At 67.0% G+C, this 25,392-nt stretch carries 20 protein-coding genes; 8 read left to right on the forward strand and 12 right to left on the reverse strand.

Going from position 1 to position 25,392, the window contains the following annotated elements:
• Positions 1–5: 5 nt before the first annotated feature.
• From JJI54_RS23660 to JJI54_RS23680, 5 genes are all read right to left on the reverse strand, one after another.
• Positions 6–1,865: a phage terminase large subunit family protein gene (locus JJI54_RS23660; protein ID WP_318987567.1), complete on the reverse strand. Its 1,860-nt coding sequence runs from the start codon at positions 1,863–1,865 to the stop codon at positions 6–8.
• A gap of 79 nt (positions 1,866–1,944) precedes the next feature.
• Entirely contained in the window at positions 1,945–2,460 is a 516-nt protein-coding gene (locus JJI54_RS23665; RefSeq protein WP_203075798.1) for a MerR family transcriptional regulator, read from the reverse strand.
• Between the two features lie 42 nt (positions 2,461–2,502).
• Positions 2,503–2,799 carry a hypothetical protein gene (locus tag JJI54_RS23670; protein WP_203075800.1) on the reverse strand — a complete coding sequence of 99 codons (297 nt, stop codon included), beginning with the start codon at positions 2,797–2,799 and terminating at the stop codon, positions 2,503–2,505.
• 146 nt (positions 2,800–2,945) lie between these two features.
• Positions 2,946–3,812 carry a DUF3489 domain-containing protein gene (locus JJI54_RS32385; RefSeq protein WP_226382034.1) on the reverse strand — a complete coding sequence of 289 codons (867 nt, stop codon included), beginning with the start codon at positions 3,810–3,812 and terminating at the stop codon, positions 2,946–2,948.
• A gap of 95 nt (positions 3,813–3,907) precedes the next feature.
• Entirely contained in the window at positions 3,908–4,144 is a 237-nt protein-coding gene (locus JJI54_RS23680; protein ID WP_203075802.1) for a hypothetical protein, read from the reverse strand.
• A 391-nt stretch (positions 4,145–4,535) separates the two neighbouring features.
• Between JJI54_RS23680 and JJI54_RS23685 the strand changes: the two genes are divergently transcribed.
• Positions 4,536–5,645 (forward strand): trypsin-like serine peptidase, encoded by a 1,110-nt coding sequence (locus JJI54_RS23685; protein WP_203075804.1) that lies wholly within the window; start codon positions 4,536–4,538, stop codon positions 5,643–5,645.
• 1,034 nt (positions 5,646–6,679) lie between these two features.
• On the opposite strand, the gene JJI54_RS23690 is transcribed toward JJI54_RS23685, so the two are convergent.
• The 7 genes from JJI54_RS23690 to JJI54_RS23715 form a co-directional block, all read right to left on the reverse strand.
• Positions 6,680–7,927, reverse strand: a complete 1,248-nt coding sequence (locus tag JJI54_RS23690) for a site-specific DNA-methyltransferase (protein ID WP_203075806.1) — start codon at positions 7,925–7,927, stop codon at positions 6,680–6,682.
• The gene (locus JJI54_RS32390) at positions 7,917–8,369 is read right to left on the reverse strand and encodes a DNA methyltransferase (RefSeq protein ID WP_226382035.1); all 453 of its coding nucleotides are present in this window, start codon (positions 8,367–8,369) and stop codon (positions 7,917–7,919) included. The genes JJI54_RS23690 and JJI54_RS32390 overlap by 11 nt, the downstream gene beginning before the upstream one ends.
• Before the next feature lie 21 nt (positions 8,370–8,390).
• The gene (locus JJI54_RS23695) at positions 8,391–9,383 is read right to left on the reverse strand and encodes a ParB N-terminal domain-containing protein (protein WP_226382036.1); all 993 of its coding nucleotides are present in this window, start codon (positions 9,381–9,383) and stop codon (positions 8,391–8,393) included.
• Positions 9,384–9,716: 333 nt separating this feature from the next.
• A complete protein-coding gene (locus JJI54_RS23700; protein WP_203075807.1) occupies positions 9,717–10,271 on the reverse strand; it encodes a hypothetical protein in 555 nt (184 codons plus the stop codon).
• Between the two features lie 234 nt (positions 10,272–10,505).
• A complete protein-coding gene (locus JJI54_RS23705) occupies positions 10,506–11,000 on the reverse strand; it encodes a hypothetical protein (RefSeq protein ID WP_203075809.1) in 495 nt (164 codons plus the stop codon).
• A gap of 424 nt (positions 11,001–11,424) precedes the next feature.
• Positions 11,425–13,851, reverse strand: coding sequence for a virulence-associated E family protein (locus JJI54_RS23710; RefSeq protein WP_203075811.1), 2,427 nt, complete (start codon positions 13,849–13,851; stop codon positions 11,425–11,427).
• 159 nt (positions 13,852–14,010) lie between these two features.
• The gene (locus JJI54_RS23715) at positions 14,011–14,700 is read right to left on the reverse strand and encodes a hypothetical protein (RefSeq protein ID WP_203075812.1); all 690 of its coding nucleotides are present in this window, start codon (positions 14,698–14,700) and stop codon (positions 14,011–14,013) included.
• A gap of 357 nt (positions 14,701–15,057) precedes the next feature.
• Here JJI54_RS23715 and JJI54_RS23720 point away from each other — a divergent pair, with 357 nt between their 5' ends.
• The 7 genes from JJI54_RS23720 (at position 15,058) to JJI54_RS23750 (ending at position 25,381) form a co-directional block, all read left to right on the forward strand.
• Positions 15,058–15,558, forward strand: a complete 501-nt coding sequence (locus JJI54_RS23720; RefSeq protein WP_203075814.1) for a DUF2924 domain-containing protein — start codon at positions 15,058–15,060, stop codon at positions 15,556–15,558.
• A complete protein-coding gene (locus tag JJI54_RS23725; protein WP_203075816.1) occupies positions 15,555–16,907 on the forward strand; it encodes a recombinase family protein in 1,353 nt (450 codons plus the stop codon). Before JJI54_RS23720 ends, JJI54_RS23725 begins: the two co-directional genes overlap by 4 nt.
• On the forward strand, positions 16,904–17,281 hold the full coding sequence (locus JJI54_RS23730; protein ID WP_203075818.1) for a hypothetical protein: 378 nt from the start codon (positions 16,904–16,906) through the stop codon (positions 17,279–17,281). The genes JJI54_RS23725 and JJI54_RS23730 overlap by 4 nt, the downstream gene beginning before the upstream one ends.
• 323 nt (positions 17,282–17,604) lie before the next feature.
• Positions 17,605–18,411, forward strand: coding sequence for a hypothetical protein (locus JJI54_RS23735; protein WP_203075820.1), 807 nt, complete (start codon positions 17,605–17,607; stop codon positions 18,409–18,411).
• A gap of 223 nt (positions 18,412–18,634) precedes the next feature.
• The gene (locus JJI54_RS23740) at positions 18,635–21,772 is read left to right on the forward strand and encodes a DUF499 domain-containing protein (protein WP_203075822.1); all 3,138 of its coding nucleotides are present in this window, start codon (positions 18,635–18,637) and stop codon (positions 21,770–21,772) included.
• Positions 21,769–22,425 carry a DUF3780 domain-containing protein gene (locus JJI54_RS23745; RefSeq protein ID WP_203075824.1) on the forward strand — a complete coding sequence of 219 codons (657 nt, stop codon included), beginning with the start codon at positions 21,769–21,771 and terminating at the stop codon, positions 22,423–22,425. The genes JJI54_RS23740 and JJI54_RS23745 overlap by 4 nt, the downstream gene beginning before the upstream one ends.
• A 10-nt stretch (positions 22,426–22,435) precedes the next feature.
• A complete protein-coding gene (locus JJI54_RS23750; protein ID WP_203075826.1) occupies positions 22,436–25,381 on the forward strand; it encodes an anti-phage-associated DUF1156 domain-containing protein in 2,946 nt (981 codons plus the stop codon).
• Positions 25,382–25,392 lie beyond the last annotated feature (11 nt).

Below are 25,392 nucleotides of genomic sequence, written 5' to 3' on the forward strand. Positions count from 1 at the left end.
CCCTTTTAGCGAAGCCAGCCACTGCGTGGCGCGATCCAGCCACGCGGGCGCTGGCTGTCGGATGGAGGCACCGCCGCGGCCTGCGACGCCGGAGATAGGGGAGCGATGTTCCCGACGGTGGGAAGTTCGCGGGGCCGCAGCGGCGCATCTGCAGCCTCGTCCCGCAGCCGTGCCCAGAATTGCTCGCCATACCGATCGGCGCCGAGCAACCAGAGCGCGGCGCGGGCGAGCACGGCGCAATCCAGCGCCTCGTTCCGCTCGCGCAGCTTGGCCCATTCCTGCCGCGCAAAGCCGCGCCGGTCCTTCGTGGTGCGCAGCTGCTCGGCGACCAGCTGCTTGATCCATTCCACCTCGATCGCGCGCGGCAGATGCACCCAGCCGGGTGGAAGCTCCTCCGCATCGCCGCGGCCGAGCCAGAGCCGGCGATAGAGGTCGGCCTTCCAGGTCGAAACCGACACCGTCCAGAGCTTCAGGCCGCGCCGCAGCTTCTGGCCATTGACCAGCGCGTCCACCGGCGTCGGGCCCTGCACCGGCTGTGCCCGGTTCCAGCCGTCGATGCCCTTCGTTGGCGCGATCCGCGGATCCCGCAGGCGGCGCAGATGGCCATAGACGGCGGCGGTGTCGCGACCGCCGGTGTCGACGCAGAGGCGAGCAATGCGCATCGCGCCCCCGCCCTGGGTTGGCCAGTCTCGCGCCAGCAGCTTCGCCAGTTCATCCCAGGGCTCGCGGTCCCGCGGGCTGCCCGCAATCACCACGTGATCCACGAGCCAGGAAGAGAAGCCCTCCGCCCAGCCCCAAACGTCGCATTCCAGGCGATCGTCCTGCACGTCCACGCCCGCCGTGAGCACCAATGCGCCGGTGGGCACCATACCCATCGGAAAGTCCTCGCGGCGCTCGACCAGGCGCTCCCAATCCGGCGCCTCGCCCTGCTCTTGCCAGGTCTCGCCCAGGACAGTGTTCCGAAAAGTCTTGATGTCCTCAGGCTTGCCCTGGGCGGCCTCCCAATCGCGGGCGATCTGCTCCCAGGAGAGCCAGCCCACCGGCGAGTAGAGCGCCGAGATGTGGAAGCCGACCGTGTACGGGTCCTGGCCCTCCGCCGTCGCGCGCCATTCGCCACCGCCGAGCATGGCGGTCTTTTCGTGCTCTTGCATCGGGTGGTCGCAGGCGTTGCAATGATACCGCGCCGTCTCGGGCGCCCCTTTCTCCCAGAGCAGCTGCTCGAAGCGCAGCCACTGCATCTCGCCGCAGGCCGTGCACGGCACGAAGAACCGGCGCTGGTCGGAGGCCAGATACTCCCGCTCGATCCGGCTGCGGCCCGCGATGGTCGGCGTGCTGACCAGGAACGCCTTGCGGCGCCAGCCAAAGGTGCGGGCGCGCGCCTCGGCCAGAGCAATCGGATCACCCTCGCCAGCGACATCGCCGGGATAGGCATCCACCTCGTCGAGAAACAAGAACCGCGCCGTCATCGAGCGCAGCCCGACCGCGCTGTTCGCCCCAGTCAGCACCAGGATGCCGCCGGGAAACTCCTTCGACAGCATCGTGTTACCGCTGTCGCGGGCGCGGGCCGGCGCAACCCGCTCCCGCAGCGCCGGCGTCTCCTCCAGCAGTGGGTCGATGCGCTGCCGCGAGAAGCGCTGGGCCAGTTCCACGGTCGGCTGCACCGCCAGTGCCGGTGCCGGCACGTGGTGCATGATGTAGCCGAGCCAGTTGTTTCCGCTTTCCGTGGCGCCCACCTGCGCGCCCTTCATGAACACGACGCGCCGGGCGGGATGCACCGCCGACAGCGCATCCATCACGTCCTTCAGGTAGGGCGTGCGGCTGGTGCGCCATGGGCCGGGTTCGGCCGAGGCGCGGCTGCCGAGCATGCGGTGGCGCTCGGCCCATTCTGAGACAGTGAGCTGCGGCGGCGGGCGGAGCATGGCGCCGACACGGCGGCGCACATGCTCACGGCTGCGGAGGCCGGTCCCCTCCGAGGCCTGCTGGATCGAAGCGATCGGCCGCCTCCGTCAGCAGGTCGTTGATGTGGCTCTGCAGAATGGTCTGCAGCAGATGCGGATCGACGCTGATCTCGGCGGCGATCAGGCCGGAGACGCGCGCGGGCCAGTTCAGCAGCGCGTCGCGCATGGTGCTGCCGATCTCGTCGAGCGCGGCATTGGCCTCGGTGACATCGAGCAGGCGGCGCTTGGTCTCGTCCAGCGAGAGCCGCTGCGCCTCCACCTTCAGCGCGAGCTGCGCGACCTTCAGCCGGGCGAAGGGCGTGCCCTCGGCGGCGGCGCCATTGGCCAGGGGCGAGCGGGCGGGATCCGCGGTCTCCACGAGACGACGTCGGGTCTTGTCGATGTCCCAGCTGCCGTCAGGCTCGCGGGCGATGCGGTTGGTCTGTTCGGCCTTGCGCAGGGCGGTATCGCTGACGCCGAGGCGCCGCGCGGCCTCGCGTGTCGAGGCGGTGAGCTCGGGCATGGCGGCGACCTCCCGCCGCGCGTGATGGCGATGCCGGCCTTCTCAGAGGGGACGAAGGGCGCGCTGCCGGTTGGCTTCAAATGCGGTAATGGCGGTGGGCCAATCCAGCGTGGTGCCATCGCCAAGCATCTGAACCGGCGTGAGGGCGATGCGGCGGCGAGACCAATAGTTGCCGTCCAGCGTGGCGAGCCATCCGGCGAGGCCCTGTGCGGTAAGCGCTGCTGCAGCAGCCTCGACTTCCGCCTCGCTGGGTGGCGCGGCGCGGCCCACCGTCACGTGTCGACCATCCTGCGCCAGGATGATCCAGCGGCGGTCGGCGGACTGTGGCTTCTGGCCCATCGTAGTCTCCGTCTCGGCGGGGCGGGATGCCCTCCGCGTGACGGACGATTCGCGCTGTGTTGATGCGCAGCCAACTCGATTAAGCGCCGGGAATCCGGATGATTCCCGGCGCTTCCGATCATGTTCAGCGGCGTGGCTGAGATGCTTCACTCGGCCAGGGCGTAGATGGTGAAGGAGCCCTTCGCCCCAGCCTTGTTGGGGCCGACCTGGCGAATGCGCTCCCGAACCTCGACCGCGTGGCCTTTCTTCTTCAGCCCTGCGAAAAAGCCGCGGACCGTGTGCTGCGCCCAGCCGGTCGCCTCGGCGATCTGTGCGACCGTCGCACCCTCGGGCCGGCGCAGCATGGCCAGCACCTGCTCCTGCTTCGTACCTTCGCGCGGCCTGCGCGCCGCACCCGGCTCGCGCGGGGTGCGGGCCGGTTGGCCGGCGAGCAGGGTGCGGAGGGCCGCGATCGGCGCGTCCAGCGCGCCGATCAGGTCGCCATCATTGGTTCCGAAGCGAGCGGCCTGATCGTCCCAGGCGGAGAGGATGGCCGCGGCGGTGTCGCGCAGGCTCGCGCGCTGGGCGGGCGTCGGCGCGGCGTGGGCGGGTTCGGCTTCCTCCGCGGGGGCGTCTTCCTCCGCGGCGTCCTCCCCGCCCGTGGGCGCCGTGTCGGCCACCGGCGCGGCGGCCACCATGGCGGCGCGGCGCTCGGCGTTGCGGCGCGCGATGGCCTCGGCGCTCTGATCGTCCTCCTCCCGCGCGTCACCCTCGTTCGGATCGATGCCGATGGCGCGCAGCCCCTCGTCGGTGATGCGCGCCACGATCCAGGTGCCGTCCTCGTCCTGCCGCCAGCCCAGCCCGACATGCTCGCGCGGGGCGTTGATCTCGGTAAGCAGGTTGTTCTTGATCAGGCTGCGGAACACCGCGTTGCGCGCCGCGGCCGGCAAGGTCTTCGGCGCGCGGGCGAGGCCCATCTCGTGCTGCGCGGCGGCGCTCAGGATCACGCGCTGGCTGTCAGAAAGCTTGGTCATCGTGGTGGTCTCCGGTTCCGGGTGCCGGTCATCGGCCCCTACTGCCGGGAGCCCCGCCGGCACTGCCGGTCGGGGCCGTGCGGGATTGGCCCGAGTTAGAGAGCGTATTCGCCGCGGCCGAAATGCTGGTCCGCGATGTCCTTCAGTTTCGCGGTGGCGTCGGAAAGCCAAGCCGCTTCGCACCAAAGCACCTCCTCCGGATCCGCGCCGAAATGGTCGTCGCTGGCCTGGGTGAGTTCGGCGAGCAGCGCATCGAATTCAGCCTTCTTCGCCATGAAGGCTGCGAGGCTGTTTTCCTGGTTGCGGGCGGCGCGGGCATCGCGGTCGGTCATGGTCGTCTCCGTCATGGTGCAGGGGGGGGGTGCTCTGCGCGTGACGGATCATTCGCGCTGTGCCGCGCGCGAGCCAAGCAAGATGGAGCGGCGCGGTATTGCTAAGTTTCCGCGGTCTGGATCACATCATGATCGACGACGCCACGGGCTGCTGCCTTGTTGTCCTTGACGCAGGTCGGGTCATTCGGCGCTAAATGTGAATCTCCTGGGGAGTCGGGCCTGCTCCGAAGCAGGTGAATGGGATTGTGAAATGAGATTCCATCTGCTGCGCCCTGGTCGGCGCTCGCGTATGCGACGCTTCGTCGAGATAGCTGCAGCTGTTTGCATGTTTGGATTGCCCCTGGCGGCACCCGCGCAGATACCAGCTGGACCTAACCCAACGCAGCAGACGGTGCCCCGTGACGAATACGAGGCGCATCTAGGGGATCCAAGTTACCGACCGAATTTTCAAGACCTCGTCACGTCGGCGCGCTACCGGCAAAGGCGGGACTGCAACACGGCAGCGCTACGCATCGATCGTTATATCCGAGCGATCGAAGATGATAACTTTCCGTTCACCATCCCTCAGCCCATTGCCGGCACCGCTCCATTGACGCGCGAAGAATTCGTGCGGCTAGCTGCGGATTACGTCGAGCTGTGCGAGCTTCGTCAGCCCCGCCAGGACGAGAATCCGGCAGGGCGGCCCGGTGAGGTTGGTGTGCTGTTCCACGGCAATCCGAGCAGCCAGCGCGGCATCCTGCCCGCTTGCACCGCCATGCGCCTGAGTGACTCGGTGTTCCTTACCGCGCTGCACTGCGTGGTCCGCCCGGGCCGCGGCGATCCTATACCGCTTGGTGCGCTGCACGTCCAAACCGCAGATACCTACACTGATGCCGACGCCCGCGAAGATCGCCTCGTCGCGGTGCGCTGGGTCCCGACGTCAGCGCAAATCGAGGGCTACCGCCTTTACAGAGAGCCATACGATCTCGTTCACATGCTGCAATCGCAGCCGGGAATCTGGCAGCCTGCGCTGGATTACGCGGTATTGGTCGCGGCATCCTCGTCGCCCGCGGCAGCGGTAAGCGCCCTGCCAAGCGGCTTGGGCGCCGCGCCGCGGCGCAACCAGCAGACTACCTTGGTCGGCTACCACCATTTCGTGCTGCTTGCCCGCTACGTTGAACGCTGCCTTATTACAAGCTGCAGATGGGTTCCCGACGAGGTCAACGTCCGCCAATGGCCCTTCGCCATCCGGCTCGATCGAGGATCAACCTGCCGCATTGTCGCCCATGGTCCCGGCTGCGTGCTGCACGGCTGTCAGACGGCGAGGCGCGCTAGCGGCGCGCCGTTGCTGGACGGGGCGTCGCGGCAAGTCGCAGCATTGCATACCCGCCCGGTTTCCGCTTCCGGTGGACAATGCGGCGGCCTTAATCTGCGTATGGGGAATGCCGGTCTCCCGTATCCCTCAGATGAGCTAGAACCGTGGCGCTTGGCCGAGGCCGCGCGAAGGTTAGGGCTCCGATGACGCCGCGCTTGCCTCGCCTCCCTGCCGTCTGGAGCCGTGCATGGCGCCAATGGCGATGGATGGCTGTCGCTGGACTGATAAGTGTCACTCTCCTCCTGGCGGTGTTGGCCGTCTTTCAGCCGGCGTACTCGCCGCCTCAGGAGCTCAGGGTAGTCCTAGCTGCGACGTGCCCGCAGGGTCGGGAAGGCGCCGTGGGGGCTGCGGTATCGGCCGTCAGCACGATGCTGGACATCGCGGAGCGACTGCTACCGTCTAGTGCGGCGGCCGCCCAGGTTCAGCGTGGCGGCGCCAACCGCCGCCTCTACGGCCTACCTCCGTCTTCCGATCCCAACGCCGCGCCTCCTCTCGACGTTGGTTGCATCACAATTGTCCGTGGCCCCTTCGTCCCTGACCGTCGGGCACCTGCTGGCGATATTGGGAAGTGCATCGACAAAGATGAGCTGCAACGCTTAGGCCTACGCGGCATGCCCTCCTTGTTCTTGCAAATCGAATTAGTGAAGGAGGTTGGAGGGCAATTCTTCGTAGCGACCCCGCGGCGGTTTGCCTATTTCCCGGAGCATTCTGCCAATGTGAGCGACGGGGGCGAGTCGCTCCGCGCCGACAGCTATTCGGTCGACCTCCGCTTAACTCTTCGGCCATTGGATGCTTCTGCAGAAGTCCTGCTGTTCCAGTTGGCCATTCCACGCATGCCATCACGCACTGTGATACCGGCAGCGGAGCCCTGCGACCGCGCAACGCTCGACAGCGGGCCTTGGGTAAGCCTTCCGCCGCCGCCGCTGCCGCCCTGCCGGCCCGACCAACCTTCCAGTCCACCCTGTAGGGCGGCAGGGCCGCCGGTCCGGATCGAGGTTGAGCTTCGGGAGACAGCTCTGCCGCGTAGCCTCCCCGCACGACTAAGGGAGGCGGTCGGCCTGTTGCAATGAGTGGGCGACATGCAGGCATTTGCGCGTAACGCGGACATCAAGAATATCAGCTTGCTAGAATCGCGAAGCTCGCATGCAGCTTATGCTGCGGCGCCTCCAACGGGTCGCAGATCACGCGGTCAGTTCCGGCCGGCGCGCCGCGGCGACATCGGCAAAGATGCGATCTTCGCCGTCTAGCACCGCGGCGTCGCCGATCGTGTCCTGCCAGCGCTGCACGATGACATCGGCATAGGCAGGATCGATCTCCAGCAGCACGGCGCGTCGCCCGGTGCGCTCTGCCGCTATCATGGTGGTGCCCGAGCCGCCGAAGCAATCCAGCACGGTGTCGCGCGGCTTGCTGCTGTTGCGGATAGCGCGCTCGACCAGCGCCACCGGCTTCATCGTGGGGTGCAGGTCGTTCCGCGCCGGCTTGTCGAAGTGCCAGACATTTCCTTGGTCGCGCGCGCCACACCAGTAGTGCTGCGCGCCGGCCTTCCAGCCGTAGAGCATCGCCTCGAACTGCTGGTGGTAGTCGGCGCGGCCAAGGGCGAAGGTGTTCTTCGCCCATATGATCGTGCTGGACCATTTGCCGCCCGCCTCCTGCCAGACGCGATGCAGCGTCGGCCATTCCGAGGAGGACATGCAGACGTAGCAGGCACCCTTGGTGACCGAGAGCAGGTTGGCCAGCGCCGGCCGCAGGAACTCCGAAAAGCCACCGCCGAGCGCGTCGTTGGCGATGGTCATCTTGGCCGCGGTGCCACCTTCGTAGGCGACATTGTAGGGCGGATCGACGAAGCCCATGTCGGCCAGATGGCCGGCGCCGAGCGCGCGCTGCACGTCGCCCAGCTTCGTCGCATCGCCGCACAGCAGGCGGTGCTCGCCGCAGCGCCAGAGATCACCGGTGCGCGTGACGGGCACCACGGGCAGTGGCGGCGCCTCGTCGGCATCGTCGCCGAGGCCCGCGTCGGCTGCCGCCAGCAGGCGGTCCAGCTCCATCCCGGAGAAGCCCAGCACGTCCAGGTCGACCACCGCATCGTCGCGGATGCGCGCGATCTCCGCAGCCAGCAGCGCCTCGTCCCAGCCGGAGTTCAGCGCGATCTGGTTGTCCGCCAGGCGGAGGGCTCGCGCCTGTGCGGGGGAGAGATGGCCGAGCCGCAGCACCGGCACGGAGGCTATGCCCAGCTGCTTCGCCGCCATGACGCGGCCATGGCCGGCGATGAGCACACCCTCACTGTCGATCAGCACTGGGTTCACGAAGCCGAACTCGGCGATGGACGCCGCGATCTGCGTCACCTGCGTCGCCGAATGCGTGCGCGCGTTCTCGGCATAGGGGACCAGCGCTGCGACCGGCAGAGTCGAGACGACGAGATCAGGCTGCATTGGCGGTGAACTCCGTTCGCGCCGCGGCGACGGCATCGTAGTCGCGGCCATCATCGGCCAGCGTCACGGGCAGATCGGGATGCAGCATGCGCCAGCGCGCCACGGCCAGATCGACATAGGCGGGCGCGAGCTCGATCGCGCGCACGCGGCGTCCGGTGCGCTGACCCGCCAGGATGGTGGTGCCCGAGCCGCCGAAGGGCTCGAACACGACGTCGCCATCGTCCGTGTAGGTCCGCATCAGGAATTCCGGCAGCACCACCGGGAACACTGCGGGATGCTCGGTCTCGATGCCACGGCCCTTGTGGCGGGTCAGGCGCAGCACGTTGTCGGGGATCCGGAAGTCCTGCACCGGCAGGCCTGCGTGCTGGTATTCCGAGATGGTGCCGTCGGCGGCGCGCAGCCCGCTGCCCTTGTTCGGCGTGCCTGCCCATTTGCACGGCAAGATCTTGTTTGCCTGGCGCGCCTAGCGGTTGAAGTGGAAGACGAACTCGAAGGCCGGTGCGAGGCGGCCGTTCCAGTCGCCGGGGAGGCCAGGGCCCTGGTCCCATGTGTAGAGGCCGAAGCGGCGCCAGCCGCGGGCGCGCATCCAGTCGAGCCAGCCGGCCCAATACGGAATCCATTCGCTGTCGCGGTGGATCAGGCCAAGATTGACCAGCACCTGGCCGTCCTGCGGCATCGCCGCGTCGAGGTGCTGGAACATGCCCTGCATCAGGGCATCCCAATCGGAGACGCCGCCGGTCGTATAGTCGCGCTGGTTGCCATAGGGCGGCGAGGTGAACAGCAGCGCCGCGCGATCCGTGCCCATGACGCGGGCAACCGACGAAGCATCGGTGCTGTCGCCGCAGAGCAGGCGATGCTCGCCCAGCAGCCAGAGATCACCAGGGCGCGTGACGGCCTGGCGCGGCGGATCCGGTTCAGCGTCGGCCGGATCATCGTCCTGCGCGGCCCCCATCCCCGCCGCGCCGACCTCGCTCCCCTGGACTGCAGGCGCCGACAGGGCCTCGGGCGCGTCGCCATCGGTGACGGTCTCTCCAGCCGCCGCGAGGATGTCGTCGAGCTCCGCGGTCGAGAAGCCGAGTGCCGCCAGATCGAAGTCGGGCGTCGCCTGCACCGCGGCAAGCGCGTCGCGCAGCAGCGCCTGATCCCAGGTCGCGTTCTCCGCAATGCGGTTGTCAGCGAGCCGGAGCGCCTCCTTCTGCGCCGCGGTGAGGTGGCGCAGGACGATGGTCGGCACCTTGTCGAGGCCGAGCGCGGCCGCGGCCTCGAGCCGGCCGTGCCCAGCAATCAGCACGCCCGCCTCGTCCACGAGCAGCGGGTTGGTGAAGCCGAAGGCCAGCATGCTGGCCTTGATCTGCTCGATCTGCGTCGTGCCATGCACGCGCGCATTGCCTGGATGCGCTCGCAGCTCCGCCACCGGGCGCAGCACGATCTTTGCCGCCATCCAGGGGAGCGTCATTGGGCCATCCAGAGTCGGGGTGGGTGCGAACCATGCGAACCGCGGCTGCGAACCGGCGCGGCCATGGTTCGCAGCTAAGGCTCTGAAATCACGCGCAAAGAGTGCGAACTGCGAACCATGTTTTCAGACTGGCGCTAGCGAAGTGGCGCGCTGCTGCCCCCCGCATACGTCAGGCCCAGGAAGGAACCATGGCCTCGAAACCGAGGCGGGCAGGGCTTCTCGACGTACTGACAACTTACCCCGATCGGATTCCACTCCGCTACGGGTGAGTTGCACGAGCATCGCCCCGGCGCGCGGTGCTGGCGGTGCGTGTGACACCGCCAGCGTCCGACGCTACGCCGCCTCCCGCCTCCTCCGCACAAGGCCGTAGTGCACAGCCAGGACAGAGAGCGCAGCGGTGAACATCCCCTGCGCCTGTGCGGGCGCGATCGGCTTCCCCTGCCAGCCCTGCGACATGGCCCATTCCCGGATCGAGCACTCGAGTCCGAGAACGTGCCACACCGCCGAGCCACCCGGGCTCGCTGTTCCGCCGAGTGCATCGAGCGCGGCCGCGACCCTGTCTCGCGACGCAACCTGCCGCTCCGTCAGCGTGGTGCCTGCGCCCTTCGGCATGCGAATAAGCTGCGTCGTTCGCATGCCGTCGAGCAGCGCCGAGCGGAACTGCGTCCGGAACACGCAGCCGGCCTCGTGCATCTCCGGCGAGATCGTGCCGTTGAGCAGCATGGCGCCGAGCGTGTCGACAGCGCGGCGATGCTGGACGGGCGTCCCTGTCTCCGGGTCAGCTTCGCGGACGGCCTCGCCGAAGTCACCATGCTGCAACCGCCACTTCGAAGGACGGGACAGGTCGTCCTGGTTCTGCGTCCCGCGCGCCTTCTTCCTACCCGCCATGTGCTGAGCCTCCGTGACGCCTTCCCCACCTTCTGACCGCCTCGTTGACGACGGCCTGGCGCAGCAGCGGATCCCAGATCTCGTCCACGGACAGCGTCGCCACGCCCTGCTGATGCCACGCGCGTCGGCGCATGGCATCGATCTCGGCGGGGCTCGTCGGGCTCTGCGCGCGATCGAGACAACTGCGGGGCGGCCGAGGCCCGCCCGGCAGTGGCCAGTGGCCGTTCGCCGGGCTCATCGCGCCTCGCCACCAGCAGAAGCGCGATTCGCCTGGCGCTGCGACTTGGCGGCGCCCAGCCAAGGCGGCAGGCCGTTGTTTGTGGCCGACGTACTCGCCTCGGATGAGACCATACGCTCCTTGCGCTTGAGGTGGTTGACTATGGCCAGCGACGCATGTGCCTGGAGGAACGGCATGGCATGCTGCGTGCGGAACGGCAGCCAGTCGGTCTCCAGGGGGATCCACACGCGAGACACGATGTCCCACTCGGTCCAGAATTCGGCGTAGTAGCCACCATTGTCCGGGACGACCCAGTAGGCGAAGGCGGCAGTGTGTTCGCCCGGCTCCTGAACACCCTCGGTGCGGCGGCAGCAGCGGAGGATTCTCGAGAGCACGCTGTGCAAGTCACGATCTTCGAGCATGGCCACTTCACGTGCGCGATAGAACCAAGCCGGTTGCGGCACTTCGAAGAACTCCCCCTCGCGGTAGGTCATGATGGTGTCGACGTTCATGCTGCTGATCCTCTCTGACGACGATGTGGATGGACGGGTCTGAGACAGCATGGTGGCGCGCGGGCACGACGCGGCACCTCGGGCGTGTGCGGGCCCGCGGGTCCGGGTGGGTCCAGGTCTGGGTCCGGGTTGGGTCCGGGTCTGGCGTGCGCGAAACCCGCGGAAAACCGCCATGGGTCCGGGTGGTCCGGGTGGGTCCGGGTTTTTCCCCTACACTTCCTATACCCCCCTATGCGCGCATCACGCGTGACGCGCGCGTCGTGCGTGATGCGTGAACCGGCTGCTACGAAAGAGAGAGCGACAGACCCGGACCACCCGGACCCACCCGGACCCGCCCAGGTTTTCTGCGGGTTTCGCGAGCAGGGCAGACCCGGACCCATACCCGGACCCACCCGCGCAGACCCTGACCCACTGGGCTGCGCCATCACGGCTGCCCCCCGGAGGCCGGCTGTCGGCGATACCGGCGTTCGCGCTTGGCGCGCGGGCCATGGCCGCCCTTGCGGGCGCGGCAGAGCTTGAAGCCCATGCTGATGAGGCTGCGGACGACGCGGTTCTGGTCGGCCTGCGTCCAGCGCGCCTTCTCGATGCCGAGTGCCCGCTCCATCACCTCCGCAACAGAGACATCGTGCAGCGGTGTGGGACGGGGACGACGGAACGGCTTGCGCTCGCCGTAGCCGTTCTCCAGCCACTCGATCTCGTTCTCGAGATAGGCCTCGATCGGCTCGTCCCAGGCGTCGCCCTGGTAGCGCTCGGCCTGTTCCTCGGCCGCGAGCGCGTCGAGCTCCCGCGATTCCAGCCACCAGGGTTCGCCACGCCGGAACCGGTCGCGCGCCTCCGCCCAGAGCTGGTCGCGATCGCGCTGCAGCGCCTCGAGGTCGATCGTGCTGCACACCACCGGCCAGAAGCGCCGTCCGCCCGTGGGATCCTTGAGATAGCCGCCCTCCGGATTGACGCTGCCGGCGAAGACGCATTGCCGCGGCAGGTCGACCAGGCGCTTGCCATAGGGCGGCCGAAAGCGGTCCTGGGTGCGCGACATGAACGCCTTGACGGTGCTCACCTCGGCGCGGCCCATGGTGTCGAGCTCGGCGATCTCGATGATCCAGACGCCGCGCGTTTCCATCGCCGCGTCCTTGCTGGAGAGGTCGGAGAGGCGGTCGGTGAACCAGGGCGCGGCGAGGGCCATCAGCGCCGAGGACTTCCGGATGCCCTGCGGTCCTTCGAGGATCAGCGCGCAGTCGGCCTTGCAGCCGGGCACGTAGATCCGTGCGACAGCGGAGATCAGCCAGCGCGGCCCGACCGCGCGGTGGTAGGCGTTGTCCTCGGCGCCGAGATAGCGGAGCAGCCAGGCGTCGAGGCGCGGCGTACCGTCCCAGGCCAGCGCGTCGAGATACTCCCGGACGGGGTGGAAGATCCGGTCGCGCGCCACGACCTCGACGGCCTGCCCGGCGATCGACATCGGCACCATGATGTCCTGGTGCTGTAGCCAGTCGGCGACGAGGGCGTCGTCGCGGTCGGCCCATGGCGTGTCGGACCAGCCCGCCCTTTCCCGAACCCAGGGCGGCGGCTTGCGCGCGACGGTGGTCGTGGCGAAGGCATCGTGCCACAGCACGTCCTGCCATTCCGGCGCGCCCCGCAGCGCGGTGATGGCGTTCGCCAGGACGGGGCGAGCCTCACCCTCGTCGTTGAGCAGCAGCTCCTTGCGCCACTCGTTGGAGAAGGCGGTGGCGGGGCGCGTCGCGGCGATCAGCATCCGCACGGCGTCCTCGCCGTCCGACTGCAGGACGTCGTTGAAGTCCTGCCCGGGCGGTGGCTCTGCGACGGTCACCTCGTGCCCGCGGGCGCGTAGCACGGTGACGGCTTGGCGCAGCTGTTGGTCGGCCTTGCTGTTCGGCGCGTCGCCGTCGCGCGCGACGATGACGGGCACGCCGTCGGGAAGGGGCGCGCGGGCCATGTTGCTGATGCCGAGGCATGCCCAGCTCTCCTGGCCGGTGGCCTGCCACACGGAGAGCGCCGTCTCGACGCCTTCGCAGAGCACCACCGGCACCTTGCCTGGGAAGCGCACGGCGGCGACGTCGGCCCAACCGTCATGTGCCTTGTTGGTGCGCTTCTGGACCTTGAGCGGCGCCTTGCGACCGTCCTCGGTGAGGTAGATCAGCTGCAGGCCGTGAACCTGGCCCTCGGCGTCCGTCGCCAGGGCGACGAGCGCGCCGTAGTGGTTGTAGGCATTCGGCAGGAAGCGGATGGATGGCGGGAGCGGCGCGGCCGTGATGCCGCGGCGGCGCAGATAGGTTTCGACGCGGGTGCCTGCCGGAGCCTCGCAGCCGGTGACGATCTCAGCGACCTTCGCGGCTCGCTTGGCGTCCTCCGCGGCCTTCTTCGCGGTGGGCGACGCGCCAGGGACGTGCCATGGTGGCGGTCCGGGCAGGTCGTCGGTGAACGCAGATGGCTCCGGTGCTGCCGTTGGAGCCGCCGATGCTCCGTCTTCCGGCAGAGCCGCGTCAGCAGCCTCGCAGGTCGGTCCCGCTGACGCTGATGGTGGATCGGCCTTCGGCCGGCGCGGCGCTGCCGGCATGCCGAGCCACTGGCGGGACCAGTCAAGCGCAGCGCCATTGCTGAGGCCGCGGCGGTGCCGGAGCAACTCGATGCCGGCGCCGCCGATCCCTTGCTCGTGGTCGAACCAGCGTCCGGCGTCGTCGCCCTCGAGCTCGACGGCGATGCTGCCATGCGTGCCGAAGCGCAGCTGCGTCTGCGTGGACAGCCCACGGTTCGGCTCACCGAGCAGCTCGCGCGCGAGGTCGCCGATGCGCGCGTTGAGTGCAGCCACCACATCCTTCGCGCTGGCGCCGGTCATCGGGCGCCTCGCGCAGCTGGTGGGGCTTGATCGAGAATCGGCATCGGGCCTCCGCGGTGAAGGCCCGCAAGAAGGCACACGACATCGGCATACTCAGCGTTCGAGCCGATCCGGCTCCAATGCGGGCCGAGGGTTCAACCCTTCAGCCGCGGTGTGGCGCTATCCCCAGCCGCGTTTTGCTCCGCCGCGCTGCGAGCCGGGCAGGCGGATCAGCGTCGCCATGGCGTCGGCGAGGTTCTGCGACACCGGCTCGCCGTCCACCGTCTGCTCGCGGAACCAGTCAGCCAGCAGCTCCTTCTTGCCCTGATCGCGCATGCTGATCCGGTTCTCGGCGATCGCCCGCTCCAGGAGGTCCATATACGGCGTGCGGTATGGCTCCCCCGTCTTGGGATCCACCGCGGGGGCGAGTTGCGGCACCTCGATGACCGGCCAGATCGCCAGCACCATGAAGCGCGGCACGCGGATGTCGATGAACTGACCGTCGGCCATGGTCAGCACGGCAAGCTGAACGTCGGTGCGCCCTGCGCGCCACTGTTCGGGGGTGATGGTGCTGTGGTGGCCCGAGTGCAGATCCCAGCCGTCCAGGGCATGGGTCCAGGGGCGGGACTGCGTCGTGGACAGCCGCCCCTGCGCATGCAGATCTCCATCCCGCAGCGCCACCTGGACCTCGCGAGCTGCCTGGCTGGCCACGCCGCCTCGAGGGTTCTCGGACCTGCGCCAGGGCGGGACCGTCGGGTCGGACGCGGGGGCGATGTCGCCGCGTGCGATCGCGCGCTCAATCTGAGCCGCAACATGATCAATGGCTTGGCTCAGACGCCACTGCGTCCGGTCCAACCTGTCGATCAGCATGCTGCCCTCCTGCTCCTAGCTGGATTGAGAACATATAACGAACATGGGCGGCGTTGAAGGGTTCAGCCCTTCCTTCAACAGCTGGTCCCGACCGGCTCCCAGGTGGCGGGCCGCGCCTGCCATGGGCTCGATGTCGGGCATGCCAGCACCCGCCGCCGCACCATGCCCCAAGACGCTGAACGCCCATCTCCCACCCCACCTCCGCGAGGTCTGCGACCTCCTCGCCCGCGGGATCCTGCGGCTCCGCAGCCGCGCTGCGGCGAAAGCGGCGCGCGACGCGGCGGACCGCGGAGAGTGGTTGCTACACTTCCCGGCCAAGCAGCGCCTCCATGCGAACCCGTCCATTCGGAGAGACGCATGAAGAGGAAGACGAAGACACCGCCCGCGCCGGCGCCGACCATCGCCGCCATCCCGCCCACGGATGTGCCGCGGCGGCTGGCGGCGCTGAAGACGATCAGCCCCGGCGCGCTGAAGCAGCAGTGGCGGGAGCTCTTCGGCACCGAGCCGCCGCCCTACAACCGGCGCTTCCTGGAGCACCGCCTGGCGTATCGCGTCCAGGAGCTCGCCTATGGCGGGCTGAAGCCGGAGACGCTGGCGCGGCTCGAGGCGCTGGGTGAGCAGTTCGACGGTGGGAAGCTCACCGTCCGCCGCATGCGCGGCGACGACAAGCCGATCGCCGGCACGCAGCTGATCCGCGAGTACCAGGGGGTCGAGCACGTCGTGACCGTGACCCGCGCGGGGTACGAGTACGGGGGCCAGCCCTACCAGTCGCTCTCCGCCATCGCGCGCGCCATCACCGGCACGCGCTGGAATGGGCGCGTGTTCTTCGGGCTACGCCCTAGCCGGAACGCAGCATGAAGCGCGATGCGAAGCAGGCTGCGGCGATGCCGGCCACCGTTCGGAAGCTGCGCTGCGCGGTCTACACCAGGAAGTCGAGCGAGGAAGGCCTCGACATGGAGTTCAACTCGCTCGACGCGCAGCGCGAGGCCTGTGAGGCCTTCATCGCCAGCCAGCGCGCCGAAGGCTGGGTGCTGGTCCGCGACCGCTACGACGACGGCGGCATCTCCGGCGGCACTCTGGAGCGCCCCGCGCTGAAGCGCCTGGTCGCCGACATCCAGGAGGGGCTGGTGGACGTGGTGGTGGTCTACAAGATCGACCGCCTGAGCCGCTCGCTAGTCGACTTTACAAAGCTGGTCGAAGTCTTCGACGCGAACAACGTGACCTTCGTCTCCGTCACGCAGTCGTTCAACACGACCACCAGCATGGGCCGGCTGACGCTGAACATCCTGCTGAGCTTCGCTCAATTCGAAAGAGAGGTCATTGGCGAGCGCATCCGCGACAAGGTGGCGGCCTCGCGCAAGCGTGGCATGTGGATGGGCGGCTTCGTGCCGCTCGGCTACGATGTGCGCGAGCGGAAGCTGGTGGTGAACGACGCCGAGGCCGCGCTGGTGCGGCGGATCTTTCAGGGCTTCGTCGAGACCGAGTCCTGCACCAAGCTGGTGCAGGCGCTGCGCACCGAGGGTGCCAACACGAAGCGGGGCCGCCCGCTAACCAAGAGCGACGTCTATCGCATCCTCAGCAACCGCGTGTACCTGGGCGAGGCGGTGCACAAGGGCACGGCCTATCCCGGCGAGCACGACGCCATTGTCACCCAGGCGCAGTGGGACGCGGTGCACGCCGTCCTGCAGGTCAGCCCGCGGGTGCGGGTCAACCGGACGCGCAACACCACCGCGCCGCTGCTGCGCGGGCTGATCTTCGACAGTCACGGGCGCTCCATGTCGCCGAGCCACAGCCGCGGCCGCGGCGGGCAGATGTACCGCTACTATGTCAGCCAGACGGTGCTGAAGGGCGGTGCGACGGAGCGGCCCGCCATCGCACGCCTGCCGGCCGGGGAGATCGAGGCGGCGGTGGTCGCCCAGGTCCGCGCGCTGCTCCGGCAGCCCGAGATGGTGGTCGGCACCTGGCGGGCGGCGCGCGCAACAGCGCCGGACGTCACCGAGCAGGAGGTGCTGCTGGCGCTAGAGCGGATAGAGCCTCTGTGGGACGAACTTTTCCCCGCCGAGCGGGCCCGCATCGTGCGCCTGCTGGTGGACCGGGTCGATGTTGGGGCTGAGGGCGCCGCGGTGCGGCTGCGGCTGGACGGGCTCGGCAGCCTGGTGCGCGACCTCGCCGCGCGAGAGCCCGAGGGCGGGAGAGCGGCGGCGTGAGCGACCCGGCGCAGACCCTCACGGTCGTGATCCCGCTCCGGGTGAAGCCGCGGGGCGGGCGGAAGGCGATGGTCACGCCCGGCGTGCTGGCGCTGGTGCGCCGACAGGACATCACGCTGATCAAGGCGGTGGCGCGTGCATTTCGGTGGCGGCGGATGCTGGAGTCCGGCCAGTTCGCCACGATCAAGGATCTGGCAGCGGCGGAGAAGATCAACTCGTCCTACGTCTCGCGGGTGCTGCGGCTGACGCTGCTGGGGCCGGATATCGTCGAGGCGATTCTGGACGGGCGGCAGCCGGAGGGGATGACGCTGCCGGGGCTAATGGAGCCGTTTCCGGTGGAGTGGGATGATCAGCGCCGAGGTAGGCGCTTGTAGCTTAGCAGGCCTTTCCTCTGCGCCGTAGCGCACCCGGGAGGTGGGCGTGGACCCCCAAGTCGGCAGCATAGCGACTGCCCGCCGGCGTTTCTCACTGATTCGGCGCTTCGCGTGCCAATACGCCCAGGTTGTCGCGCCGAGGGCTGTAGTCCGGGGCATGGCGCTTGGCGGAGGCAAGCCACCGCTCGCAGCGCCTGCCATAGCGCTTGGCGAAGGTGGGTCGCCTCATGCTACAGACCTTCCGAAAACGAACCGAACAGCAGTCGCCGCGCCGCCGAACGGACCGGCATAAGGTACCAAGCCGACGCCTGCAGGAGGTAACTATGACCGTCATCGTGTCCGTGAAGATCAACGATGGGATTGTAATGGCGTCCGACAGCGCCAGCACGTTCCAGAGCGGTCAAACCTACCTGCATGCAGATAAAATCGTGAACCTCGTGAAGGGGCTGCCAATTGGCGTCATGGTTACGGGCAACGGCGGCATTGGCGCGGAGTCAATCGCGACCCTGTTGAAGGACCTGAGGGCGCGCCTCGATGGCAGTGACCCACATCCGTGGAAGCTCGACCGCCCCAACTACACCATGCAGCATGTGGCGGAGCGGGTCAGGGAGTTCCTCTTCGAGGAAAAGACCGTACCAGCTGACCTAGAGACATGGATGAGACTTCGGATCTGCGGCTATTCGGCAGGTAGGCCGCTGCCAGAGATCTGGGAGGTGCTGATCCGGGGAAAGGAGTGCGACTCGCCGAAGCTCGTGCAGGCCGAACAGGGGTTTGGCGTGAATTGGGACGGCGAGTACGAGGCGCTTGACCGTCTCATCCTCGGCGTCGGGAGTGGCTTTCAGGATGCAGCCGTGAGCCTCGGCCTGCCGCAGGAGCAAGCGCCGGAAATCACAGCGAAGGTGATGCGCCAGCTTTACGAGGACCTTGCCGTGCCCGCCATGCCCATTCAGGACGCTATCGACCTGGCTCGCTTCCTCGTGGAGACCACGGCGGGCTTCGTGCGCTTCTCCATCCGGAAGCAGCCCAAGACTGTCGGCGGCCCGGTCGAAATCGCGGCCATCACCAAGCACGAGGGCTTCCGTTGGGTGCAGCGGCGGCACTTTTACAGCGCCACTCTGAACCCCGCGTGACGTAGGCATTCCCGATCCGAGTGCAAACTTGGGCAGCAATCCCCATGGGTGCAGCAGGTGGACCGTCTCTCGGATACCGCCCCGCCATCCTTCGTGGGCTGAATTTATTCCGCTGTGGAGATACTTCAACGAATCCCTGTCCATGAGGTAGCATTGCAGTCTCAGAAGGCATGACCATCCGCAGGGCAAGCTCCCTCTCGACGAGGATCGGTAAAGTAGACGCATGGCAATCGGCACGATAAGGCAGCTCTGTTCTGCCAATGCTGTGGTGACGAGCGAAAGCTTGGTCGAGCAAGTGGCGCAGGTCGAAGATCTGGCCAAGGGGAAAATTGATGGGCGCGAGTTCTTCCGCCGCAATCATTTTACCGCTGGCTTAGAGCTTCTTGTTCGACGGGGCTTCGAGCGCCTGGCCGGGAAGTCGGAGGACGGCGCCTTCTACCTCACGCAGGCCATGGGCGGCGGCAAGACGCACAGCCTGATAGCGTTTGGCCTGTTGGCCGCCGACCCCGCCCTGCGCCGCGAGATCGTACCCAAGATCAGCAGCGGGAACGACTTCGGCGCCGCGAAGGTGGTGATCTTCAACGGCCACCAAAACCCGGAGACGCTCCTTTGGGGCTATATCGCTGATCAGCTCGGCCGATCGGACGTCATGGCCCCGTTCTGGCGGAACGGGGCGAAGACACCGGGGGTCAACGAATGGGTGCAGATCCTGGGCAACGAGCCTGTTCTGCTCCTCCTGGACGAGCTGCCGAGCTACCTCCAGATGGCGCAGGGCGAGAAGGTCGGCAACAGCACCCTGGGCGACCTCACCATCGGTGCACTGGAGCGGCTCTTCAACGCGCTCCCGCAGTGCCCAAGGGCATGCGTCGTCGTCACCAACCTGAAGGATGACGTCTATCTCGAAGGCTCGGGGCAGCTACGCACCCTGATCGAGAGCCTGACCAAGCATTACGACCGCAATGCCCAGGCGATCACGCCGGTGCAGCAGAACACGGGCGAGGTCTTCGCCATCGTCCGCAAGCGCTTGTTCGACGGGCTACCGAATGCAGAGCGGATCGACGAGATCGCCCAGGCCTACGTGGCGGCGCTGCAGAAGGCAAAGCGGGTCGACACAATACCCACGACCCCGGAGACCTTCATCGAGCGGATCAGGGAAACCTATCCGTTTCATCCGTCCATTCGCGACATCGTCGCGCGCTTCGCCGAGAACCGGGGCTATCAGAAGACTCGCGCCCTGATCCGGCTGCTGCGCCTCGCCGTCCGCGGGGCGCTCAACAGCGACGGCAACGTCTTCCTCGTCGGCCTGCAGCACCTGAACTTCAATGATCAGGCGACGATCGAGGAAATCAGAAAGATCAATCCTGCCTACGGCAACGCCATCTCCCGCGACATCTCCGACCGCGGCAACGCCCTGGCCGAGAAGATCGACGCGGCTGACGGCAATGCCACAGCAACCGCCGTCGCCAAGCAGCTTCTGATGTCCTCGCTGTCGGCGGCGGAGTCCCCGCTGCGTGGTCTCACAGACGGCGAGCTGATCGAGACGTTGGTCGATCCCCTCCTCGAGGTGTCGGAGATCAAGACGGCCCTGAGCCGCCTTCAGGGGCAGGCCTGGTACCTCTTCCAGGGGATCGACCAGCGCGTCTTCTTCGGCCAGACGGCCAACGTCACCGCCGAAATCACCGAGATCTCGGCGAACATCGCCGAAGAGCAGGTTGACCAGACACTGCGGGAGAAGCTGCGCGAGGTCTTCAATCCACGTTCGGGCCTTCTCTACTCCGAGAAGATGGCAATCCTGCCGGCGCTGGACGAGATCCAGCTCGACGACGATCGGCCGACGCTGATCATCCTCGAACGCCCCGCCGATCGCCTGCCACAGGATTTCGTGGACTGGTGGGACAAGCAGGACCTCCGGAACCGCGTCCTCGTCCTCACCGCTGATCCGAACGCGGTCACGACACTGCGTCATAGCGCCCGGCGCATGCGCGCCATCGGCAAGGTGGAGGAGAGGATCAAGGCCCAGCACGGTCAGGGCTCGCCACAGATGGCGGAACTCGATGGCGTCCGCGATCGGGAGGCCGCCAACTTCACCAGCGCCCTGCGGGAGACGTTCAAGACGATCGTCTTCCCCGTCAGCAAGACGCTGCGCCGCGTTGACGACTTCCGGATGGAGTTCGACCGCAACGACTACTCGGGTGAGCAGCAGATCATCGACACGCTGACCAAGCGCGGCAAGTTCATCCCGAGCGACCAGTTCGACGCGCAGTTCGAGAACATCCGCCTGGAAGCCGAGGACCTGCTGTTCGACGCCGATGCCGTCCAGGCCTCCTCGCTTCGCCGCAATGCCGCTGTCCGATCCGGATGGTTCTGGCTGCCCAAGGCCGGCCTGGATCATCTCATTCGCACGGCATGCCAGCGAGGCTTCTGGCGCGAGAAGGAAGGCCTCGTCGCCAAGAAATGGGAGCGCGTCACCCGCGTCTCGGCCCGGCAGGACGACTTTGCCCAGGACCCGATTGCCACAGGGCGCTTCCAGCTGAATGTCACGCCGGAGGACGCGGACATTGTCTATGTCTCCGAAAGCGGTCCGCCAGATCCGGCGAAAGCGGCGAAGCTCGATGGCCGCGTCTATGAGACGGCAGCACCGGCGGTGTGGTTCGTGGCGGTGGACTCGAAGGGGGCCGCCAAGATGGGCGAACCATTCGAGTGGCGCGCGCCGCTGCGCGTGAAGCCGGACGTTCGCCGTGTGTCGGGCGGCTATCGCGTGGCCCTCCTGGCCATTCCGCGCGCGGCAACCATTCGCGCGACCTTCGACGACACCGATCCGCGGCAGGGTCCCGAGGTCCCGCATGCCGAGATCGACGTCCCGGCCAAGGCGAAGAAGCTGCGCGTCATCGCCGAACTGGCCGGGCGCTTCAGCGAGGAGCAGTCGGCGCCGCTCGCCACCGGCATGGACGACGCGGGCGGTTGGAACGGCGGAGCGCAGAAGGCACAGCTCAAGCCCGATGCGCCGGTGACCATGACCTCCCGCTTCGAGCCGAAGGACACGGCCGCGGCCTTCTCGGCTCTGGAGCGGCTGGCGAAGATGCCGGACGCCAAGGTGCTGGGCGGGGCCGTGGACCTGAATGGGACCAGGTCCGAGAATGACTTCCTGACGCTGCGCCTTGGCCGCGACGTGCCGATCCCCACTGCCGCGCTGGATCAGAAGGTGAAGGAGCTCCTGGTCCTGCTCGCCGCAGATGCGCCCACGGTTAAGCTCCGCCTCGACGGCATTGCCTTTCCGTCCGGAAGGGACCTCATGGCCTTCTGCGACGCGGCGGGCGAGGACTTCGATCGCGTCGCCTGGAAACAGGATGGATCGCCATGAGCACGGCCGCTGCGAGCTTCGACTGCGCCGACATCTACCAGGAGCACGCCTACCTGGTGCGTCTGACGAAGGGGCGCGAGGCCAAGGTTCAGGTCTTCGAGGTCTTCGGCCGACCGCCGACGGAGCGGGAGCCGCAATGGGCGCCTGAGACCATTCTGCGCTGCGAGGCGGCGCGCGATGTGTGGGACGTGGCGGCGCCCGAGGCCCGTGCCGAGTTCAATCGGCGCTTGAAGGCGGAGCACAAGCCGGCCGGCCGCTGGGGGGCGGACGAAACGGCCGTGCAGAGGCTGTTCGGCAAGGAGCTTCTGGTCCTGCTCTGGGCCATCGAACTCCCCGATGTGAAGCCGGAGGAGATCGGCGTTGCCATCCGCAACTGGCTGGGCCTCAAGCCGGAGGAACGGTGGTGGCTCTACACCATGACGGCGGCGGGCACTGGTCTCGCTCACCAGGCAGGAATGGGCTGGCGCGGCGCGCTGCGGCAGGCGCTGTGCTTCGGCACGCGCCACGACGCCTTTCACCTGGGAGCGGTGACGGGGCGCGGCACGCTGGAGCCGCGCACGAACGAGCGGTTCGTTCAGCCGAAGCGAAAGCCAACTCGTAAGAAGGCGGATGACACGGGGCTGTTCTTCGCCCCGCCTCTGCCGGCGGAGTGACGGGACCATCATGACGCATATGGTTGAGAGCCACGTACGTACGGGCTTGGCTCCGTTCTCGCTTAGGGACGCGCCTTCCCTAATCGAACGCCAATTCCCTGTCGGGCGCCTGTCCGCGGAAGCCTACAAGGAGCGGATGGCGGGGTCAGGCCAGACCCTCACAGCGCTCGGCTCGTACTGGAAAGGGCGCAAGCCGCTTATCCTGGTGCGCGGCGTGGTGTTGGGCTGTCTGCTGCCTGCAACCGCTGATCCTGCAACTGACCTCGACATCTTTCTCAAGCTCATGGCGATGGACGATGCCGCCTTCGGTCGACGCTTCGACGGAAGTGCGGCGGAATTCTCGAGGTTGTTTCCTGCCTATGCCGGGCTAGTGACCGAAACGCGCGGCAAGCGACTGGCCTGGCGCACAGATCTCGCGTTGGCCGACCGTCTAGGACGAGTCGCGGAGGCGTTTGCCACACTGCCATATGCCGAGCGATTACAGTATGTGCGGCGCCCGGAAGAGTGTGACGAAGTCGAACTGCTCGCGGCGGTTTGGCCGGCTGTGAACCGGCATCTCGGTACCCGCGCGACCAGTATGGCACAGCTCGTAAACGAGCTCGGCATCGCCCGCTTCGGCCATCGGCCTCAATTGGCCGACCCCTTCTGCGGCGCCGGTTCTATCCCCTTCGAAGCTGCACGGATGGGCTGCGACGTCTATGCCTCCGACCTCAATCCCATCGCAGCCATGCTCACCTGGGGCGCCTTCAACATCATCGGCGCGAGCGATGAGCAGCGAACAGCTATTGAGACGGCGCAGAAGCGTGTAGCGGCGGCCGTTGACCGCGAGATTACGCGCCTCGGCATCGAGCATGACAGCGATGGCAACCGCGCAAAGGCTTTTCTTTACTGTCTAGAGACGCGCTGTCCGCGCACCGGATGGATGGTCCCGATGGCCCCATCCTGGGTGATTTCTAGAGTACGTGGCGTGGTGGCGAAGCTGGTGCCAGATCATGCGGCTAAGCGCTACCGCATTGAAATCCATACCGGTGCAGACGCTGCGGCCATAACGGAAGCCGAGAGGGGCACGGTGCAGGGCGGTCGACTGGTTCACCCAATGAACCCCGAACGATCAGGCGTTGAGATACGGACCGTCCGCGGTGACTATCGCGACGCGGACGGCACGCCACGTAACCGGCTCCGTCTTTGGGAGAAGGAGGACTTCGTCCCGCGTCCGGACGACATCTTCCAGGAGCGACTCTACTGCATCCAGTGGATTACCCGGGAGAGCCTCAACAAAGGACGGCAGGAAACCTTTTTTCGAGAAGTACTTCCCGAGGATGAGGCCCGGGAGCGGCAGGTTGAAAACATCGTTCGGGAGAACCTGGCCGATTGGCAAAAGGCTGGGCTCGTACCCGACATGAGGATTGAGCCGGGGGAGAACACGACCCAGCCCATCCGAGAGCGCGGCTGGACTCATTGGCATCACTTGTTTGGAGCAAGGACGTGCCTGCTGATCAGCATACTCAAGGATAGCGAAGCATTTGACGCCTTTCAGGCTGCTCAGCTTCCAGGAATATTGAATTTAACCAGCCGCTTATGCGGATGGCATAATGACGGTCGCAAAGGTGGCCTCCAGAATGCTTTTTCCAATCAAGCCCTAAATTGTCTTTTGAACTATGGAGCAAGGGGCTTCGTTGATGTCGCGCCATACATCATTTTTGGCGGACCGAAAGCGCGAGTGTCCGGCGAACTAAGTTTGGATGTGAGGGACGCGAAGGGCGTCTCAGCCAAGCACGATATCGGTTTATCCGATCCGCCTTATGCGGATGCTGTCAATTATCACGAAATAACGGAATTCTTTATCGCGTGGCTTCGCAAGAATCCGCCGCAGCCCTTCGATCAGTGGACCTGGGACTCCCAGCGGTCCAATGCAATCAAGGGAACTGGCGAGGAGTTTCGCCGTGACATGGTTGCGGCCTACAGCACCTTAACCCGTCACATGCCGGACAACGGCGTGCAAGTGGTGATGTTCACGCACCAGGATGCCGGCGTATGGGCCGACCTTGCCAGTATTCTCTGGGCCGCTGGGCTGCGCGTTACCGCTGCGTGGAACATCGTGACGGAGACTGGGAATGCGCTCAGGGAAGGTAACTATGTTCAGGGCACTGTCTGCCTCGTGCTCCGCAAGCGGCTGAGCGCTGCGAATGCCCGCCGCATGGAGATCGAAGCCGAAATCGAAGACGCGGTGGCTGCTCAACTCGCGCGCTTGAACGCCCTTGATGACGCTTGGCATGAACGCGCCCAAGCTGAGACCCTGTACACGGACGGCGACCTCACGTTGGCTGCCTATGCGGCCGCGCTACAGGTTGTTACGGCCTATTCCAGCATCGACCGCCAACCCCTTGACCGCGATCTCTACCGCAAGCTCGCCAAGGGCGAGCGCACGATGTTGCGGGACTTGGTGGACTACGCTGCACAGGTGGCGAACAGCTTGCTAGTTCCCGAGGGCTTCCCGCGCGAAATGTGGCGCGACCTCACTGCAGCCGAGCGCTTTTATGTGCGGATGCTGGATATGGAAGCGAAAGGGTCTGCCAAGGTCGCGGACTTCCAGAACTTCGCAAAAAGCTTCGCTTTCGCCGACTACGCAGAACTGATGGCCTCGATCGCTCCGAACGCTGCCGCACTCGCCGGTGCGGCGGACCTAAGGGGCCGCATGCTAGAAGGTGAGGGGTTCGCTGCGACGCCGCTCCGCCAGGTTCTCTTCGCGATCTGGAAGACGATGGAGGGCAAGGAGCGCGACCCCAAGCGTGGCGTGACCCTTCTGAAGGCCGAGTACACCGCCGACTACTGGCAGCGCCGACAGAAGCTTATCGCGCTCGCCAGCTACGTGGCCCTCAAGACCGCCAACACCCGCCCGGACGAGAGCGCGGCCGCGCAGGAGCTGGCCGAGGCACTGAAGCTCGACCGGGTGTAGGCGAAGGGGGA

This window comes from Falsiroseomonas ponticola (assembly GCF_016805305.1).
Classification (GTDB): Bacteria; Pseudomonadota; Alphaproteobacteria; order Acetobacterales; family Acetobacteraceae; genus Falsiroseomonas; species Falsiroseomonas ponticola.